This window comes from Staphylococcus auricularis (assembly GCF_051172115.1).
In the GTDB taxonomy this organism is placed as follows: Bacteria; Bacillota; Bacilli; order Staphylococcales; family Staphylococcaceae; genus Staphylococcus; species Staphylococcus auricularis_A.
Genome location: NZ_JBPIZN010000002.1, coordinates 298,164 through 317,990, shown reverse-complemented (window position 1 = coordinate 317,990; position 19,827 = coordinate 298,164). Strand labels below are relative to the sequence as shown.

Sequence of the window (19,827 nt, the reverse complement as noted above, 5' to 3'; positions counted from 1 at the left end):
TTTTAAAATAAGTTAATGTTCCTCGACTAAGAAACCATTACCATAGACATCACGTACATCATGGATCACAATAAACGCATTGTTATCGATTTTCTTAATAATGCGTTTCGCTTTTGTGATTTGTGTTTTAGTAATAACCACATAGAGGACATCTTTTTCTTCTTTTGTATAATAACCACGGCCGTTTAGCAATGTAAGTCCACGTCCAACTTGTTCATCTATCGCTTTAGCTACTGCGTCTGGACGACTAGATATAATCGTAAGCGCCTTTTTCGTATTTAAACCTTCGATTACGTATTCCATCACTTTCGTACCGATATATAATGAAATAACTGTCACGAGTGCACTTGAAATTGGAATGACAGTTATAGAAATTAACACGACGATCAAGTCAAAGAATAGCAACGCATACGGTGTACTAATATCTAAATATTTCGTCGCGATACGTGCTAAAATCGTCGTACCTGCTGTGGTGCCCCCTGCAAGTACAATGATTCCAATCCCAAGACCGACACAACTTCCGCCGAACACTGCATTCACGATGACATTACCTGTTTCAATGTGCCATCCTTCTGTTAAACTCAAAAAGACTGATATTAATACCGTGGCAACAATCGTCAAATACATACTACGTTTACTTAAAAATTTATAGCCTACCACTATTAATATCGCATTTAACACAAAGTTGGTAATCCCTGTTGAAAGTCCAAAAGCATAATAAAGTACGATCGCTAATCCTGTGACCCCGCCTTCACCGAGGTTACCAGAAATAATAAACAAATTAACCCCCGCTGAAAAAACAAACGAGCCAAGCACGACGAGGATGATATCGCGTACTAATTTTTTCATGTTCGACGTCCCCCTTTTAAATTATATTAATCAATTGAATATTAGCAAAAATTAGTAAAAACCACAATAGCGCCCATTTAACGCTGTTCTATGATAAAGACGAATGCCTAAATTTATTTTGCTAAATTTCTGAATTTTCCGTTTACGTATTGTAAGAGATTTGCTATAATAAATTTTAACTTCTTGCTGAGCATGTTAAGCAAGGAGCCATCTCCTTTGTGTTGTTTATAGTAACAAACAAATTTTTGCTCAACGTATGTAAATGTGACCTAGTCCTTCGCGTTTACATACCATTAATTCATTTCCCGTAAAGCCAAGTAATGATGAACGTGTCTCCTCACTTCATTGTCTTGGCTTTAATTTTTTGTCCAAATGAATGACATATTAAAAGACCATTAAGGTGTTAACGAACGTCCTTAATGGCCTTTTATTTTTTATGTCTATTCAGTTCTTACCAAGAAAACAATCCTACAAAGCCGGCAGTCATGAGTGATACGAGGATACCTGATAACAATAGCATTGGAACATATTTCGCAATGAAATCGGATGCTTTTTTATCAACAATACCTTTTAACGTACCTACAATCATACCGATTGTTGAGAAGTTCGCGAATGAAATTAAGAATGTTGTTAAGACAGCTTTTCTATGTGGTGAATAACTATCGATAACATCTTTGATTTCTTGCATAACTACAAATTCGTTGGTTACGATTTTTTTCGCCATTTGTTGAGCAACCATCCACGCTTCGTCCCAAGGTAAACCTAGGAGTAACGCAAATGGATACATGAATACACCAAGAATTTGGTCTAAACCAAAGCCTTTTTCGAAACCTAAACCATTAGCTACAAGACCTGTAAGTAATTGAATCACACGGTCTAGTAAATCTGATAAGGCTACGAAACTGATGAGGAATGCGATGATAATTAAGATCAATTTACCAGCACCCAGTACTGAATCTCCTAGGAATGAGAAGAACGGTTGGCGTTCTACTTCTTCATTTTCAATACTGTAGATGACGTCTTCTTTTTCTTCTAAAGTAACTGGATTTAAAATTGCAGTCACAATCAACGCATTGATGATGTTAAGCGGAATCGCCGTTAGTACGAGATCCCCTGGCACCATCGTTACATAAGCGCCGACGATTGCCCCTGATACAGAACTCATTGCCATCATCGCAACGGTAAGTACACGTGTCTCTTTCATACGTTTTAATTGTTCGTTAGAAACAGCTAATGCTTCAGTATTACCTAAGAACATCATTTCAACGCCGAAGAAAGATTCGAATTTAGGTTGGCGTGTAATTTTTGCGAGCAACCAACCAATACCACCCATTAATTTAGGGAGGATATTAAAGTACATTAAGATATCGAATAACGGTACTACGAGTAAGATTGGGAATAGCGCGCTGATCGCCATATCCATATCTTCCCTGTTTACGAAACTTGGGAATGCTGAACCTGTCCCAGCATGTGCTGAATCAATCACCCAAGAAATCCCATTTGCTAATCCTTCAACTGCATTTTTACCATAAGGGAAGTAGATGAAGAACCAAGCAAGAATCAAGTTAAGTACGACTAAAATTCCAACTGAGCTCCAGTGGATGTCTTTTCTACTTCTAGAAAATATGTAAGCAATACCTAGAAATACCAACAACCCAATGATATTAATAACTAAAAACATGTGTTTTTCCCACCATTCTTTTTTCAAAAAATTGAAGTTAATCAATAAAACAAGTAACAACGATATGTATTGCATTATGAGTTAAAGAAGTAATTAGACAATCTCTAATGATGAAAATTTATATAAATATGACTGACTACGATGATTTTTTTCTCTCTCAAACTCACTCAACTATTATAACACGACGGACATTCAAACAAAATAACAATTTTATGTTCGTATTTATGACAATTTAATTACTTTCGTATCAATAATGAACGGTTATTGTGTTATGTTAATGAAGCATACAACAATAATATAGATTAACTTTTATAACTCAAAGGAGCTCAAATATGAAAAAATTTCTAATGATTTTTGTGGGTATCTTTCTACACCCTCATTCTTCTGTTAAATTCTGTGTTTCGACAAATTGTTGATATTTTTCATGTGTAGCCATCAATCCTTGGTGTGTACCTACACCCGTCACTTCACCATGATCGATAAATATAATTTGTTCTGCCTTTTTAATAGTAGAAAGTCGGTGCGCAATGACAACTGTGGTACGTCCTTTCATTAATGTTTCAAGTGCATCTTGAATTTTACGTTCGCTTTCACTATCTAAATTGGCCGTTGCTTCATCCAATAACAAGATATTAGGATTTTTAATGAAACTACGCGCAATATCAATACGTTGACGTTGACCGCCAGATAGTTTCAAACCACGTTCTCCAACGACCGTGTCATAACCTTCATCAAACTGTTCGATGAAATCGTGACAATTGGCGAGTTTGGTATATTCAATGAGTTCATCATCAGAAACTTCACGGTTGATACCGTATAAAATATTATCTCTGATTGTACCGTTCATCATGGCATTAGATTGCATGACATAACCTATTTTATGACGCCAAGCCGCAAGCGGAATATCATAAATCGAGCGATCCGCATATGTAATCGATCCCGACTCAATCTCATACATCCGTTCGATCACATTAAATATCGTACTCTTTCCTGAACCTGAAGGACCGACGAATGCTGTCACTTTGTTCGGTAAAATTTCAAACGACACATTTTTCAAAATTGGTGTGACATCATATTTGAAGTTCACATCATCAAAACGAAGGCTCCCATCTTTGATGTCACTAGCTGGTGTTGGATTTTTAATCTCAATTGTTTCTTGGGGTTCATTCATAATTTCATAAATACGACTACTTGCCCCTACTGCACGTTTATAGTCTGTGATTAACGTAGATAATTCCACGAGAGGCACTGACAATTGAAGCACATAGAAGATCATAGCAATTAATGTCCCTGCTGTAATCGCGCCTGAAGCAATGCGAATCGCACCGAATCCAAGGATAATCGCTATCGTAAATAACATAATGAGTCCTGAAATTGGCTGAATGACTGCCGCAATTTTCGCTTGTTTTAATCCAAGTTTATAAATTTCATCTAAATTATCGTGCGCTTTTTTTAGTTCTAAGCCTTCCGTATTCGATACTTTGACTAAACGCATTTCAGTCAATACACGTCCGAGTAAACCACTAAAATTAGCTGTTTCACTTTGAGTTTGTGTAGAAATTTTCTGCATGACTTTACCGAGTGGAATCATAATTAACACGAAGACCGGTATCGTGATGAATGTGAGTAAAGTCATTTTCCAGTCCATGACAAATAGCATGATTAAAGAACCAATCAATGTAATCACAGATGGAAATAATGTCGGTAACTTTTGCGAAATGAAATTATTAATTTCTTTCGTATCATCCGTTAAACGACTCATCAGTTGACCACTTTCATTTTGGTCGAAGAATGGCATACGAAGATGAATAATATGTTGCCATAATACAGATCGAATCGCATAAATAATTTTTTCACCTATTTTACTTAAGAGATAAATACCTAGCCCACTTAAAATGGTATTCAGAATAAATACAACGGCAAAACCAACAATAAACGTGCCATTGAGATCGGAAAATGAAAAATTATCAACTAATTTCCCGGTAAATAATGGTACAAGTAGCCCAGAGAAGCTTCCTAATGAAGAAATAATAACAGCCGCTATAATTAACCCTTTGGGCCACTTAAATTTCTTAAATAAAAAGAACAAAGGATTCTGTTGTTTCATTATGTAACCTCTCTTATTAATTTTTCTCTCCTCATTTCCTTATATTAAAGATCATCCTATGTATTTAAAAATATTAGATTCATCCTTGCTATCAGAACTATGTTTCATTGATCTCTTTGTCAGCATAAAGAATTGGAGGTATGGGATAACTAACGAGATGCATCTATGTAGACACATCCTTTTTTGTCATTTTGATTATAACACCTTTTGTCGAAACAAAACTAACGTTATCTGAAATATGATCAGTATAGAAATCATTAAACAGCATTTACCTAAAATAAAACACCCCACAATATAGGCTTAAGGTTCACCTTATATCGTGGGGATATTCATTGATTTGATACCAAGCTATCTTGCATTTTCTCCATATAATTCGCGTTTGATTTGTGTAGTCGAAATACCTTCTGTACGGTTTAAGTAAATCACTTCACACTGGTCTTTGAGAAAATCAAATTCGCCTTCCCAATCGTGACCCATAACGAAGATATCAATATCATACGTCTCGACGTCTTGGGGCTTTTGATCCCAGTTCGATTCAGGTATGACTAAATCAACATAGCGAATGGATTCGAGCATCATTTTACGTTGTTCATAGTTATAATAAGATTTTTTATTTTTAATGCGATTAAATTCATCTGTAGATAATGCGACAACGAGATAATCGCCCATTTCTCTTGCTCTTCGTAGTAATTCGATATGTCCATAATGTAAAAGGTCATACGTTCCATATGTTATGACACGTTTCATCGTTCTGTTTTATCTCCTTTATCTGCGGATGTTTACAATTTCTTAACATCTTAGCACAGAACCCTCATGCCGTCTAGCAAATATACAGAGCCTCATTTCTACTTCTTAAAACGCTGCTTCAATTGGGTTTTTCCTTTATAATTTAACCGTTTGGGTAACACTTTCGCTTTAAAGATATAATATTGAGGTCGTTTAATGCCTACACCAATGAGCGTTTGTTGCCACTGTTCATAAATTGATTTTGTCCAGCCGGTACCAGCTTGTTCGACTGCTTTTACAATACGGAATAAGGCACCGCCATCATAGTCAGTATGTTGCATCGCTTCGATATATTCCGTCACATCATCAATAATCTCTTGTGACAGCGTAGGATGTACGGTTAAATAGCCTTGAATTAAGTAACTCACGATCAGTTCATCCATGCGATAACTATAATATAGGCGTAAGTCTAATAACATCAGCGCATCCATCACGCGTTTTCTTACTTTTAACGCATCTTTCATATAATCATGGAAACGGTCGACACGCTGTTCTGTCACAGAACCTAATTGTTGATTATAGCCGTAAACGACTTGTGGTAACAGTTGAATATCACTCGCTCGTTTATAGGCTTGGGTCATAAATGTATGTTCTTCACAAAACACGACATCTGTATCAAAACGTAAATCATTCAATTTTGCATCAAACAATTTAGCCCCTGGGCCAATAGATTGGAGTACTTCAGGACACTGAGCGAATGTTACTTTTTCATGTTTTTGAATGGGTTGGTGTGTCGGTATGGCTTTCCATTCTCCGTGATAATCCCGTCCGATTTGACCTACCACGATATCTACATTGGGATCTTGTTCAAATGCATCAGCTATTAAATCAATGCGACTCGTTAAAAATTCATCGTCTGCATCGATAAACATGAATGCATCTCCAGTCATGTAACTTAACCCAACATTTCGACTCGCTGCTGCCCCTTGATTGTCTTGATGGATCACTTTCATAGTAGGAAATTGTTGTTTCAATGTCTCCAATCGATCAGCCGTTTCATCTGTTGAACCGTCGTTTATACATATAATCTCTGTATCTCGTTTCGTATCGATGGAGTGCACCGTTCTATATATGGTATCGGCTGCATTGTATACAGGAATGATTATTGAAATCTTCATTATTTCACCGTAATCCTTTCTATAAACGCAAGTAGCTGCGCTAAACTATGTCTACTATTATACGTATGCCAATCGTTAAATAAAGGTTTCCATTGCTGCTGATGTTCGTTAAAATGCTTCAATCGCTCAAACAATTGCGCAGTATCGTAAGCTTTGTATTGTTCAGGAATAGCTTGATAATAGCGATTCAATCCACGTTCTCTCTCGTATTCTGCTTCATCATATACATAAAACAATACCGGCTTATTTAATAAACTCGCTTCAATCGCTAATGAACTATAATCTGTGATAATCAAATCTGCCATCGTCATGAGTTCTTGTAATGAAATCGTTGTTTGCGCTTGATCTGCAACAGAAGGATGACGTTTATTGATGATTGTAAATTCTGGTAGTATTTCGTGCAACTGTTCAGGATCAATAGATCGATTGGCTTGTTGGTGTTCTCTATATGTCGGTACGTATATAGCTAAGGGCCCTGCTATACCATACGTTGCTTTCAATTGTTGTTGTTCAGCCATAACATCCATTTCACAGTAAGGCACTAATCGCGGTAATCCTATGAGTAAAATATGATCATCATTAACTTCGAACGCTTCTCTGAAACACGTTGCCATAGGTTCCCCGCCGACGAGATAATAATCTGTCGTATCATATACGCTGCGGTATTGTTTCACCATACGCGGGTTATTTAAATCTACTTGATGATCCTTTAGCCCAAAGTATTTCAACGCACCAGCTGCATGCCAGGTTTGAATCACAGTTTGTCCTTTTTTCTTATGAAAACCACCGAGGAGTAAATAATATGTATCGATAATGATCACACTTGCTTTACTCAATACTTTCATCTGTTTAAAAACCTGCTTATTACCCGCTGGAACATAAGTAACATGGTTAAAGGGCTTTAATAATGCACGATCTTTGTTCTTTGCGATGACCGAAAGTCTATATCCACGTTGATCGAGTTCACGAATGATCGGTAATACATCTTCTGGAAAGGTCATCATAATCACAATGTGTTGCGGTTTAATACGATTCATGAAGAAAATCACATTTAATATACGAATAATTGTTAAATACGTTTGTTTAATCAACTGTCTCATTGCTTCACCACTCATCTACAAAAGTCACGCCGCTTCATTCATCCTATGACGTAGGCATCTTCTTTTGCATGAAATCACTATACATTATAGCTTGTTCATTCGATAAATTATAGAAAAACGAAGTTCCTTACGACTATTATTTTCAAAAAGAAAAAGGGTTCAAATCACGCAGCCAAACAAAAAAGACATACCTTCACCACAAAGCGACGGTATGTCCTTATCACTATTGATTAGATTGCTTATGTTACATAAAGTCGGCAAAATGATCTCGGTAACGCACATGAAGGATTGAACCGAGTACAAATAACACGACGACAATACAGATATTGTACACAAACAGTTCCCAATGTTCGATAAAGAACCACTCGTGATAAAGAATTGCAGAACGATAAGACTCTGCTAAGAAGTAGACTGGGTTCAATTGAACGATGTCTTTCACAATGCCTTCTGGTGGTAAGAATAAAATAGAAGAAACGTAAAAGACGATACGCATAAACGCCTGTAGAGCCATTTGGGTATCGCGAATGATAACCCCTAATGTCGACGTGACGAGTGCAATGGATGCCGTTAGTAAGAATGCGAATGGAACAAAAATAAGTAATTGCACCGCGTAAATCGTCGGCGGATAACCTGCGAACGCACAGATAATCATGATGACAATTAACAATGCGATATGACCGTAAAACCGACTTGTAACGATATACGTTGGAATAATTGATAACGGGAAGTTCATTTTAGCAACTTGATTGTATTTCATCGTAATCGCTTTGGCCCCTTCTAACACACCTTGGTTTACGAAGAACCACATGCTGATACCGACTAAGAGCCAATAAATAAAATCAATACCGTGGATGGGCTGATTTTGACGGAACCCTAAACCGAATACAAACCAATAAACGAGGATTTGCATAGCTGGGTTGATGACTTCCCATGCTGAGCCCAGATAGTTATTCGTGTTTTCAATTTTAATTTGGAACTGGGCTAATCTTTGAATAAGATAAAAGTTCTTTACATGTTCCTTTAGAACAGTCCAAACTGCTTTCATTTAATAAACCACACTTTCGACTGGTGTATGCGCTGTTTTTTCTATTATATCTAATTCTTCTTTGTTTCAGCAGACTCAGTCTTATATTTTTCATTTAATTCAATGTTATTTATCAATCAAACGTCATATTTTTTAGTTTTCGTTGATTTAACCGTTGTATTCGCGTCATTTCATGGTACAATGCCTATGATTATGAAGCTACGAAAACCTATTGGTCAATCGTACCCATTTACTTTACAATAGGTTAATAAATTTCACAATAGTTTTAAGGTATAATATAATAAGCTCAATTGTAAATAAGGAAGGTATCATGATGAACGTATCGGTAAACATTGAACATATAACGAAAGAATACCGTATCTATCGCAATAATAAAGAGCGACTGAAGGATGCATTCATTCCATTTCATAAAAATAAAACCTTTTACGCGATGAAAGATTTTTCTCTCACAGCATACGAAGGTGACGTCATCGGCCTTGTCGGTATTAACGGCTCTGGTAAATCCACACTCAGCAATATAATCGGCGGTTCTCTTACACCTACTGAAGGTAGCATCAAACGTAACGGTATCGTAAGTGTCATCGCCATTAACGCAGGCTTAAATGCGCAACTCTCAGGTATTGATAATATTGAATTTAAGATGTTGTGCATGGGCTTTAAGCGTAAACAAATTAAAGCACTGACACCAGAAATCGTTGAATTCAGTGAACTCGGTGAATTTATTTATCAACCGGTGAAGAAATATTCAAGTGGAATGCGAGCAAAACTTGGCTTTGCGATTAATATCACAGTGGATCCTGACATTTTAGTCATCGATGAAGCCCTTTCTGTCGGGGACCAAACGTTTACACAAAAATGCTTAGATAAAATCTATCAATACAAACAACAAGGTAAGACGATTTTCTTCGTCAGCCACAACATGAAACAAGTCCGTGATTTCTGTACGAAAATTGCATGGATTGAAGGTGGAAAGTTAAAACAATACGGTGAGCTAAATGAAGTATTACCTGAATACGAAGCTTTCCTCAAAGATTTTAAACAAAAATCTAAAGCAGAACAAAAACAATTTAGATCTAACCTTGATCAGTCACGTTTTACAGTAAAATAAAAAATAGATAACACGTTTATTTTCAATTTATTATTTTGAAAATGAATGAGCAAGTTAAGCAAAACGCTTTTCATATCATTAAAAACGGATTATGATGAAATAGAATTCTTAGTGAAACCAAAATCAGTAAGAATTAAATGGGGTGAGCACATCGCAAACTCAGACAAAGTTCAAACCTTTGCCAATCTTGTGCGTAAATACCGTAAATCTTACATCGGTAAAGGTCCAGACACAATAAAAGTGTTCTTCAAAGATAATTGGGCTATCGCTCATATGACTGGCAGTTTGAGTAAAGTGGAAAACTTTTACTTACAAAATAAAGATTTCGAAAGTATGCTGAAATACGGTAGAACAGAAGAAATCAAAGCATTGTATCAAAAAGAGTCTCCCACAGAGATGGAAGAACTCGTTGGTGCAAAATTTGTTAAATTATTTACAGATATCTCGCTCGAAGACGATGAAGTCGTTTCAGTCTTCGTTTTCGATCAAAATATAGAAGAATAACACATAGCTATATTGAAATGAACATTTCAATATAGGGATTGGTATAGAGTACCCGGTGCTTGTATGCTACTCCCTTCTGCTAAATGCTTAATCAACAGACGCTTGATTTATGCCATTTAAAGGAGGTGGTACGTACAGAACGCATCGGGTATTTTTGTATTTTCTAATCATGTCACAGCGTCCATTACGCACTAACTAAACAATAAATCATTATATGAAGGAGTGTTTTATACATGAAAATTGTAGCACTATTTCCAGAGGCTGAAGCAGGTCAAGACAACCAACTATTGAACAGCGAAAAAGCAATTGGCCTCAAACCATTTCTACAAGATAAAGGACATAAACTCGTCATCTTAAATGATGGCGAAGCAGATTTGGACAAACATTTAGCAGATATGGATGTCGTAATCAGTGCGCCATTCTATCCTGCGTACATGACGAAAGAACGTCTTGAACAAGCACCTAACCTTAAACTTGCAATTACTGCAGGTGTAGGTTCAGACCATGTAGACTTACAAGCCGCAAGTGAAAACAATGTCGGTGTCGTTGAAGTCACAGGTAGTAATACCGTCAGTGTCGCTGAACATGCGGTGATGGATTTATTAATCCTATTACGCAACTATGAAGAAGGTCACCACCAAGCTAAAGACGGTGAATGGAAACTATCACAAGTAGGTAATCATGCGCATGAACTACAAAATAAAACTATCGGCATCTTTGGTTTCGGACGTATTGGCCAACTGGTTGCTGATCGTCTCGTACCATTTAACGTTAAATTACAACACTACGATCCAATCAACCAACAAGACACTGAGCACTCTCAATTCGTAGATTTCGATACCCTTGTACAAACGAGTGATGCCATTACGATTCATTCACCACTCACACCAGAAACAGAAGATTTATTCAATGATGATGTACTCAGTAAAATGAAAGAAGGCAGCTACTTAGTCAATACTGCCAGAGGTAAAATCGTAAATAAAGATGATTTAGTCAAACACTTGGAAAGTGAACACATCCAAGGCTATGCCGGTGATGTTTGGTATCCTCAACCAGCGCCTGCAGATCACCCATGGCGTTCAATGCCACGAAATGGTATGACTGTACACTATTCAGGTATGACATTAGAAGCCCAAGAACGTATTGAAGCAGGCGTGAAAGATATCTTAACTCGCTTCTTTAACGATGAACCTTTCCAAGATAAAGACGTGATTGTTTCAGGTGGTCAGATCTCTAGCGCAAGTTATAATGCAAAATAAAACCCTTTAACCCTTAAATCCCCTTAACAGTTCAAACAGAGTCATGCGTTTAAATAATAACATCAGCCCTTTAATGTATCTGTGAAACTACTATGATACATTAAAGGGCATTTTTATTGTGTGGTGAATCTAACGTATAAAAAAGCCCTACATGAGCCATCAATCTCATGTAGGGGCTTTGGCGCGTAAACGGGGGAGGATTAACAACCGTCTATACGCTTGCTGATTATTTAAGCTTGAATACCACCATATCGTACGTATTATAAATGCCATCATAAGTGACTCATATGGTTTTTACTCTAACTATACGAACAATTGTAGTCATACGAGGTCAGCTTATGTAGACGTGGTTCGCCTATCAATTGAAAGCTTCTATGGTTATTTTGGAGGTGTACGTACGATATGGGACTACTCAAGACAATATCTCTATCAAATATTCTCTTGATTCATCCACCTTGGTTTTAGGTCGTACTGATATCAGTTTGATGTAAGCTATATGTACATCAAAGCATCTATCTCTTTAACAATGTTGTAGAGCGTGCCTCATTGAGATATCGCTAAACTCATAGTGGACACCCTCTCACATCGTTCTTTAACATGTTCTTATCGAACTAAGATTATTTTTCCATACTTTTATGCACGATATCGATGTTGTGTTTCATCATGTCGTAGTATGAGTCACCATCGCTACCTTCTTTACCGATAGAGTCTGTATAAACTTTACCGATGATATCTCTGTCTGTTTCTTCACTTAAACTTTCCATACTTCTTGAATCGACACTTGTTTCAACTAATAGGTGTTTCACATCATTGTCTTCTACGAATTTAGTTGCTTGTTTCATTTGTTCTGGTGTACCTTCTTTTTCAGTGTTGATTTCCCAAATGTAACCAGCGTTAATATCAAAGTTTTGTGCGAAGTATTTGAATGCACCTTCACTTGTGATCATGTTACGGTCATCTTCGTCAATATCATCGAATTTATCTTTACTGTCTTTATCTAATTGTTTCAATTTATCGATGTATTTGTCACCGTCTTTTTTATAATCATCTTTGTTGTCTTTGTCTTGTTTTTCTAATGTATCTTGAATGGCTTCAACGTATTTCACACCGTTACTTAAGCTTAACCAAGCGTGAGGGTCACGGTTAGAATCTTTCTTCTCTTCACCATTTAAATAAATAGGATCCACTTTATCAGAAACAGCGACAACTTCATCATCGTCTAATGATTTATCAGCTTGTTCTAACGCTTTGTTGAACCAACCGTTACCTGTTTCAAGGTTGAAACCATTGTAGAAAACGACATCTGCATCAGTGATTTGTTGAATATCTTTTGGTTTCACTTCGTATTCGTGTGGATCTTGTCCAATCGGTACGATACTGTGTATTTCAACTTTATCTCCGGCTACATTTTTCACCATATCATAAAGAATTGAGTTCGTTGTTACGACGTTAAGCTTTTCACCTTTATTACCTTCATCGTTGCCTTCACTGCTTCCTCCACCTTGACCACAAGCTGCAAGAAAAACGAGTAAAGCCATCAATAAGACTGCAATTTTTTTCATATTATCTATCCCTTCTGAACTTTAAATTTTAATTTTTGAGCTGCAAACACAATGACATAAATGAAGAATGCGCAGAGTACAATTGTCGCACCACTTGGTATGTTGTAGATGTAACTGAAGAAGAGTCCGACAATCGAACTAACGACACCGATTAGGCTGGCTACAATCATCATCGTATGTAATTTTTTACAGATTAAGAATGCAGTTGAAGCTGGTGTTACGAGTAAAGCGACAACTAAGATAATACCTACTGTTTGAATACTTGCGACTGTAACAAGTGATAAGAGTAACATAATAAAGTAATGGATTAAGCCTGTATTCAAGCCACTCATTCTACTAAATGTTGGATCAAAGGTAGATATTTTCAATGGTCTGTAAAAAATAATGATGAGCGCAATAACAATCGCGCTGACAATCACTGTAGACATCAATGTACTGTTTGTAACAGCGAGTAAGTTACCAAATAGAATGTGCTGTAAATCTGTCGCACTATTCACTAAGCTGATGATGATAACCCCAGCTGCTAAGAATGCGGTAAAGCTAATCCCTATCGCTGCGTCTGATTTTGTCTTACTGTTATTGGAGATAAAACCGATAAACAAACTCGCTAGCATACCAGAGATGAGCGCGCCGATAAACATAGGAATACCAAATACAAAGGAGAGCGCTACCCCGGGTAACACAGCGTGACTCATCGCATCTCCCATCAGAGATAAGCCGCGTAGAATGATTAAACTCCCAACAGTTCCGCAAGCGATACCTACAACAATAGAGGTAATTAAAGCACGGTTTAAGAATTGATAGTCAAATAAATGTTGCAAAAAATCCATGTTATTCACACACTTTCTATATTACTTTCTGAGTCATTCGGATTCGTTAAAAACGTTTTATTCAATTTATCTGATTCAACCGCTTCCTGACTATCACCGAAATAACGGATTGTTTTATTGAGTAAAATAATTCTGTCAAAGTACTCTGATGCTTTAGATAAATCGTGATGCACGATTAACATTAATTTATTTTGTGCTTTAAGTGCTTGTAATTGTTGAATGATGAGTTGTTCACTTTGGAAGTCGATGCCGACAAAGGGTTCGTCCAAGAAGTAAACGTCGCTTTCTGACATTAGCGCTCTCGCTATTAAGACACGTTGTAATTGTCCCCCACTCAACTCAGAAATCTGATTGTGACGTAGCGACGTAAGTTTTAATGTGTCGAGTAGTTCTGTTAACTTCTGTTTGGTATTTGATTTTACGAACTTGAACCAACCAATACCTTTGTAAGCGCCTGAGATGATGACATCTTCTACACTAATCGGAAAATCTAAGTCGATTTGTGCTTTTTGAGGTATGTAAGTAATCGATTTAAGTTGGCTCGTTGTATCTTTACCGTCTAGCTTCATTTCACCAGTTGCATGAAACTCCCCAATAATTGATTTAAGCAATGATGATTTCCCAGCACCATTCGGTCCCATTATGCCGATGATTTCGCCCTCAACGGGTATTTCTAAATTAATATCTGATAGTACCTGTTTGTGACCTAATGTTAAATTTAGGTCTTTCACTGTTAACATTTGTTTATTCTCCTTAATATATTTTTAGGTATGCCTAACAAGTTTTATAATATACCTCTAACTTTTAGCTTGTCAAGTTATTTCGTGATACAATAAGGTGAATGTTAAGTGAGGTGATTCAATGTTAAACGAAGAAAAAGAAGACTATCTTAAAGCTATCCTTACACATGATGGGGATAGTCGGTTTGTAACCAACAAAACATTATCCAATTACTTAAATATTAGACCACCTTCTGTCAGTGAAATGGTGAACCGTCTCGAACAAACGGGTTACGTTAAAACGAAACCTTACAAAGGGGTCAAACTAACAGAACAAGGTTTATCTTATACACTTGATATCATCAAACGTCACCGTTTAATCGAACTCTTCTTAATTAGAGTTTTAGAATATAGTTGGGAAGAAGTACATCAAGAGGCTGAAATCTTAGAACATCGCGTATCTCAATTATTTGCTGATCGGTTGGATAAATTTTTAGATTATCCAGAGACGTGTCCGCACGGCGGTATCATTCCTCGTAACAATGAATATAAAGAGATTTATACGACGAATTTACTTGCGTATGAGGAAGGAGACCATGTCACAATCAAACGTGTGAGAGATCGTACGGAACTGTTAATCTATTTATCAAGTAAACATATCTCTATTGGGGATACGGTTGAAATCGTAAATAAAGATGATACAAATAAAGTGATTATGGTTAAAAAAGGAGAACATTTAATCATTTTGAGCTATGATAATGCGAGTCATATCTTCGCTGAAAATAATGAAGCACAATAAAACAGGCTACGATAAGGAAACCATTACATGCTGTAGTGAGCTCTAACCTCATTGGCTCATTCACAACATTTTTCCATTATCGTAACCTGTTTTTTTTATAAATAATGCGTCGTGATATAATACAGTGAAAAAAGATTCACGACAATCCAAAAGAAAGTAAAGACAAATGTCGGGATGCGTGTGAGTTCATTTAACGTTGTGCCATCCCAACTCACCTGGCCGCGAGCCAACGTCAATTTAATGATCGTCCACGTAGATTGGATAACTTCGCCAAGCAGTGTCCCTAGGAAAAAATGATAGGCGATTGCAATCACCACAATGAGAGAAATATTTTGTGGTTGTTGTAATAACAGATATAAACTACCTATCAATCCGAGTACGACGAGAATCGGTATCGCTTTACGAGATGTGAGATAAAGAAAATAACTAAAGATGATGAGATAACATACGATAAATATACTCGGATATTGACTGTTAATTAATAAGAAACCGAGTCCTAACATAATTGGTGGCATCACATAGCCACCTAACGTGGTGATCACATGACCAAATGTGCCGCGTGATTGCGTGACGGCGTATCCTTGTTGAGACGTCGCAATCCGTTCAGAAGGTCTGACAACAATGACGAGATCTCTTGCTTTTCCGCCGCCTATTTTATTAAACAGAATGTGTCCCATTTCATGGGTTAAGACCGGGATGTAATTTAAAATAATATCAAAATATCGCACGAAGGATTTATTTCGATAATAATGAATTAGAATGTAGGCAAGCGCAATCAAGATGACATATTCAATATGTAGCTCGAATGTTGCGCCTAACCATGTATGTAACGTCTGCATAACAATACCTCAATTGTGATAAATTTTTCGAAATAGGCTCATGATTGTAATCAGTTGGAGCGGAATGTTTATCTAGAGCTTTAACGATGTCTTAACCTTTATTATAAATGAATCGATTCAAGTAAACATTTGGACTTTAGACGTATTTAAATCTGATTCCACACATGGCATGATAGAGTGAAATCAATCAATCACGATATGGAATAAACCATCGTACACGACATCTGTCAACAAGGAGAAAGCACATGACTGAACACAAATACAACAGAGTAAATGTCTTATCTGTCTATTTCGATAATGTTTCTATGGCAGATATGACGAACGACATCAATCAATTTTTTAATCAATCAAACGATGATAATCTCTTTATCGTCACAGCGAATCCCGAAATTGTTGATTATGCCACAGTGCATCCGGACTATTTGAGATTAATCAATCGAGCGAATTATGTCATACCAGACGGCACAGGGATTGTGCTCGCCAGTAAAATATTACGTACACCGCTTCAAACCCGCGTTCCGGGTATTGAATTGATGGAAGCGTGCCTCTCGCTTGCTAATAAACGACATCAACGCGTCTACTTGTTAGGTGCCAAACAAGCCGTTGTTCAAGAAGCGCAAAGCCGCTTGTCACGCCGCTTTCCAAATGTCACCTTCGCCTCACATCATGGTTATATTGACGTTGAAGATGAACAAATCGCCCAAAGCATTCACCAATTTAATCCAGACTATCTTTTTGTTGGGATGGGCTATCCTAAACAAGAACAGTGGATTGAACGTTATCAACATCATTTTTCGCAAACCGTGTGTATCGGCATCGGTGGCGCAATTGAAGTCTTTAGTGGAGTTAAAAAGCGTGCACCTAAACTCTTTCAACGTTTAAATATCGAATGGGTCTACCGCGTGCTCATTGACTGGAAACGACTGAATCGACTACAAAGTATCCCAAGATTTTTAGTGAAAGTAATGAAACAAAAATTCCGTCGCAAATAACAACGACGCAACTAGAGCATAATCTCACTCAAAAATGAACACTATACCGCTTTACAAAATATGACTGCACTCGTCTGTCTTATGACACGAACAAGTGCAGTCATTTGTTGTTCTAACTGATGATTATACTGTGACTCATGCCGCTGAAGCGACATGCCATGTTTTCCTTATACCTTTGATAAGATTAAGTGACACGATCAACGACAACCATTTCATCATAGTTGATGGCTTCTCTGATTTTCAACGCTGTCGTTTCGGTAATCTCGCCTTCTTCAAGCAACTCAGCAAGAATTCGACGTTGTTCTTTTAACGCATTTAACTTAATCTTCGTTAACTGATCTTGATACGCTTGGTTTAAAAAGTTAGTAGGCGTTAGGTTATCGATACGCATTAAGTAACTATCACAAATCATACCTACCTCTAACTTGTTGTCCTCTGTTGTTTCGTCGCTCAATCTACGCACCACATGATAATGCACGATACGCATCATCTTAGCGATTTCGTTTAAGTTATCGACTATCGCAAGCGGCGCGATGCAGCATTGGTTTTAATTCTCCGCCGCAAACGAAGTTTCAATACAAATGTGCTTAACTCTACCTTCACCCTTTGGATGAGTGAGGCTTGTTTAAACACTTGTGTACGTTCTGCGTATCTCATATAGTTATCCAGCATATTGCTCGTGATGTCGCCTTCTCTCACAAGCATATTGAGCGTCTTGCTTTCTTCATCAAATGCAATCTTTTGGAGTCTTTCGAGTTCGTTCGAATTTTCGTCCTCATTTTCTACTGATTTTAAAAATGCAAGTTTATCGAGATATTCTTTAATCACATTCCCATAGCGATAGCTCGAATGTTCAGTTGCTTTCTTATGTAACATTTCGATGACTTGTTCTAAAATATAAATTCTCGCTTCTTTAAAGTTAAGTCCTTTTACTTTCGGTTCTGCCATCGCAGGTGTCACCAGTGGCAACATAACTTGAGCGACAACTAAGCTAATGATGACGATACATGACGCGATGAAGAGTAAATCATCACGATAAATAAACTCCTGTTGATTTCCCAAAATATAAGGTAACGTCAACGCAATCGCAATCGAAATCGAAATCGTACCGTGCACCCCACACAACGACATGATTAACGCGTACATACTTCGCTTAGGCGGTTGTTCGGTCGACGGTTCAGATTCATCTTTAAACATCATTAACTTTTGAAACGGACTGATCGGTAAGTAGAAATACGGATAGAGCACATAGACCCATAAAAAGCGAAAGAGATAGAGTGCAATGGCTACTAATACCGTCACAACGATGAGAAAGAGTAAATTGTGCGGTTCATTCGTAATAATACGACCCACAACTTCTGGAACTAAAAAGCCTAATATGGAAAAGACGAAGCCATTTAATGCATAGCTTAAAATATTCCACGTGTGGTTATAGCTCATTTGTAAACGCGTCCGTGCTTGAGCGATACGATCTCGTTCGAAACCGTGAACCAGTCCAGCCACTACAGCCGCAATGATACCTGACGCATGAAACATTTCAGCGACGAGGTAAGTAACGAAGGGAGTGAGTAACTAAATAAAGGTAAACATATTGATGTTTTCAATACCGCGACGAGTCAGCGTAACTCTGAATCTAACGAGGAGTACACCAATCGCTAAACCGACGAGGAACCCACCAATAGATGAAATGAGGAATTGACCAATCGCATCCCATAATGAGAATACACCAGTCACTAACGTTGCTACAGCAATTTTGAATGAGATGATACCTGCAGCATCATTGAGTAATGATTCCCCTTCTAAAATAGTCATCGCACCTTTAGGTAACACTTTCCCTTTCGTTATCGCTTGAACAGCCACTGCATCGGTTGGACAGAGGATTGCTGCTAAGGCAAAGGCTGCTGCGAGCGGTAACTCAGGCCAAATCCAGTGTACAAAGAGACCGACGACAATCACGGTCGTTACGACGAGCCCCATCGCCATCATGAGGACGGGCCGTATGTATCGTCCTAGGTGTACCCGGGAGACATGGACCCCTTCAACGAATAGGAGTGGCGCGATGAGTACCACCATGAAGAGTTCACTATCAAAGTGGAATTCTACGGGGATTGGTGTCACATACAACAATCCACCTAGAATAATTTGAATAAATGCTAAGGGTACTTTAGGTAAGAATACATGGATCAACGAACTGATAATCACCAGAATGAGAAATATAAGTAATGTTTCAAAAACGTGCATGCTTCCACCTGCTTCTTCCCTCTCTAATTAACACCGCATCACTTTATATAAAACGATACAAACCACTGTCATAACAAGCAAAATATCACAATTTTCAACTCACTCGTTACAAAAATGATTTAATCATTTTAAAATTGATGTTTTATTAATTTTACCTTATTTTACACAATATTAACAACTTCCGTGACTGACATGAGGCAAGTTTGATTCAACATAAATACATACAACCATTTCATTTTTCACACCTAACTCTAAACCTCATTTTCAACCTAAAAAAGAAAGCACTGC

General features: G+C 37.3%; 16 protein-coding genes and 1 pseudogene. 5 read left to right on the top strand and 12 right to left on the bottom strand.

Features of this window, described 5'->3' with window-relative positions; translation table 11 throughout:
* Window positions 1-12 precede the first annotated feature (12 nt).
* The 7 genes from ACSBRB_RS05665 to ACSBRB_RS05635 all read right to left on the bottom strand — a co-directional run bounded on the left by ACSBRB_RS05665 (window position 13) and on the right by ACSBRB_RS05635 (window position 8,686).
* Window positions 13-849, bottom strand: a complete 837-nt coding sequence (locus tag ACSBRB_RS05665; RefSeq protein WP_107392915.1) for a YitT family protein — start codon at window positions 847-849, stop codon at window positions 13-15.
* 451 nt (window positions 850-1,300) lie between these two features.
* Window positions 1,301-2,530 carry a NupC/NupG family nucleoside CNT transporter gene (locus ACSBRB_RS05660; RefSeq protein WP_435031964.1) on the bottom strand — a complete coding sequence of 410 codons (1,230 nt, stop codon included), beginning with the start codon at window positions 2,528-2,530 and terminating at the stop codon, window positions 1,301-1,303.
* 376 nt (window positions 2,531-2,906) lie between these two features.
* The gene (locus ACSBRB_RS05655) at window positions 2,907-4,637 is read right to left on the bottom strand and encodes an ABC transporter ATP-binding protein (RefSeq protein ID WP_435031963.1); all 1,731 of its coding nucleotides are present in this window, start codon (window positions 4,635-4,637) and stop codon (window positions 2,907-2,909) included.
* Window positions 4,638-4,985: 348 nt separating this feature from the next.
* The gene (tagD, locus tag ACSBRB_RS05650) at window positions 4,986-5,384 is read right to left on the bottom strand and encodes a glycerol-3-phosphate cytidylyltransferase (RefSeq protein ID WP_059108063.1); all 399 of its coding nucleotides are present in this window, start codon (window positions 5,382-5,384) and stop codon (window positions 4,986-4,988) included.
* Window positions 5,385-5,482: 98 nt separating this feature from the next.
* Window positions 5,483-6,541 carry a glycosyltransferase family 2 protein gene (locus ACSBRB_RS05645; RefSeq protein ID WP_435031962.1) on the bottom strand — a complete coding sequence of 353 codons (1,059 nt, stop codon included), beginning with the start codon at window positions 6,539-6,541 and terminating at the stop codon, window positions 5,483-5,485.
* Window positions 6,541-7,641, bottom strand: coding sequence for a teichoic acid glycerol-phosphate primase TarB (gene tarB, locus ACSBRB_RS05640; RefSeq protein WP_435031961.1), 1,101 nt, complete (start codon window positions 7,639-7,641; stop codon window positions 6,541-6,543). The genes ACSBRB_RS05645 and tarB overlap by 1 nt, the downstream gene beginning before the upstream one ends.
* Window positions 7,642-7,885: 244 nt before the next feature.
* Window positions 7,886-8,686: an ABC transporter permease gene (locus ACSBRB_RS05635; RefSeq protein ID WP_435031960.1), complete on the bottom strand. Its 801-nt coding sequence runs from the start codon at window positions 8,684-8,686 to the stop codon at window positions 7,886-7,888.
* Between the two features lie 313 nt (window positions 8,687-8,999).
* On the opposite strand from ACSBRB_RS05635, the gene tagH reads away from it, so the two are divergent.
* The 3 genes from tagH to ACSBRB_RS05620 all read left to right on the top strand — a co-directional run bounded on the left by tagH (window position 9,000) and on the right by ACSBRB_RS05620 (window position 11,557).
* Complete coding sequence (gene tagH / locus ACSBRB_RS05630) at window positions 9,000-9,794, top strand: teichoic acids export ABC transporter ATP-binding subunit TagH (RefSeq protein ID WP_435032100.1); 795 nt, start codon at window positions 9,000-9,002, stop codon at window positions 9,792-9,794.
* A 150-nt stretch (window positions 9,795-9,944) separates the two neighbouring features.
* Window positions 9,945-10,298, top strand: coding sequence for a Na-translocating system protein MpsC family protein (locus ACSBRB_RS05625; protein WP_435032099.1), 354 nt, complete (start codon window positions 9,945-9,947; stop codon window positions 10,296-10,298).
* Between the two features lie 233 nt (window positions 10,299-10,531).
* Window positions 10,532-11,557: an NAD-dependent formate dehydrogenase gene (locus ACSBRB_RS05620; RefSeq protein WP_435031959.1), complete on the top strand. Its 1,026-nt coding sequence runs from the start codon at window positions 10,532-10,534 to the stop codon at window positions 11,555-11,557.
* Window positions 11,558-12,174: 617 nt separating this feature from the next.
* On the opposite strand, the gene mntC is transcribed toward ACSBRB_RS05620, so the two are convergent.
* Genes mntC through ACSBRB_RS05605 form a run of 3 tightly spaced genes read right to left on the bottom strand, consistent with a single transcriptional unit; the run spans window position 12,175 to window position 14,689 of the window.
* Complete coding sequence (gene mntC, locus ACSBRB_RS05615) at window positions 12,175-13,119, bottom strand: manganese ABC transporter substrate-binding lipoprotein MntC (RefSeq protein ID WP_435031958.1); 945 nt, start codon at window positions 13,117-13,119, stop codon at window positions 12,175-12,177.
* 5 nt (window positions 13,120-13,124) lie between these two features.
* On the bottom strand, window positions 13,125-13,949 hold the full coding sequence (locus tag ACSBRB_RS05610; protein WP_435031957.1) for a metal ABC transporter permease: 825 nt from the start codon (window positions 13,947-13,949) through the stop codon (window positions 13,125-13,127).
* 5 nt (window positions 13,950-13,954) lie between these two features.
* Window positions 13,955-14,689, bottom strand: coding sequence for a metal ABC transporter ATP-binding protein (locus ACSBRB_RS05605; RefSeq protein WP_435031956.1), 735 nt, complete (start codon window positions 14,687-14,689; stop codon window positions 13,955-13,957).
* A gap of 121 nt (window positions 14,690-14,810) precedes the next feature.
* Here ACSBRB_RS05605 and ACSBRB_RS05600 point away from each other — a divergent pair, with 121 nt between their 5' ends.
* Window positions 14,811-15,467, top strand: coding sequence for a metal-dependent transcriptional regulator (locus ACSBRB_RS05600; protein ID WP_435031955.1), 657 nt, complete (start codon window positions 14,811-14,813; stop codon window positions 15,465-15,467).
* A gap of 95 nt (window positions 15,468-15,562) precedes the next feature.
* On the opposite strand, the gene ACSBRB_RS05595 is transcribed toward ACSBRB_RS05600, so the two are convergent.
* Window positions 15,563-16,306 (bottom strand): M50 family metallopeptidase, encoded by a 744-nt coding sequence (locus tag ACSBRB_RS05595; protein ID WP_435031954.1) that lies wholly within the window; start codon window positions 16,304-16,306, stop codon window positions 15,563-15,565.
* Window positions 16,307-16,551: 245 nt separating this feature from the next.
* Between ACSBRB_RS05595 and tarA the strand changes: the two genes are divergently transcribed.
* Window positions 16,552-17,298, top strand: coding sequence for an N-acetylglucosaminyldiphosphoundecaprenol N-acetyl-beta-D-mannosaminyltransferase TarA (gene tarA, locus ACSBRB_RS05590; RefSeq protein ID WP_435031953.1), 747 nt, complete (start codon window positions 16,552-16,554; stop codon window positions 17,296-17,298).
* Between the two features lie 184 nt (window positions 17,299-17,482).
* Here tarA and ACSBRB_RS05585 read toward each other — a convergent pair.
* A pseudogene (locus ACSBRB_RS05585) lies at window positions 17,483-19,539 on the bottom strand (cation:proton antiporter).
* Window positions 19,540-19,827 lie beyond the last annotated feature (288 nt).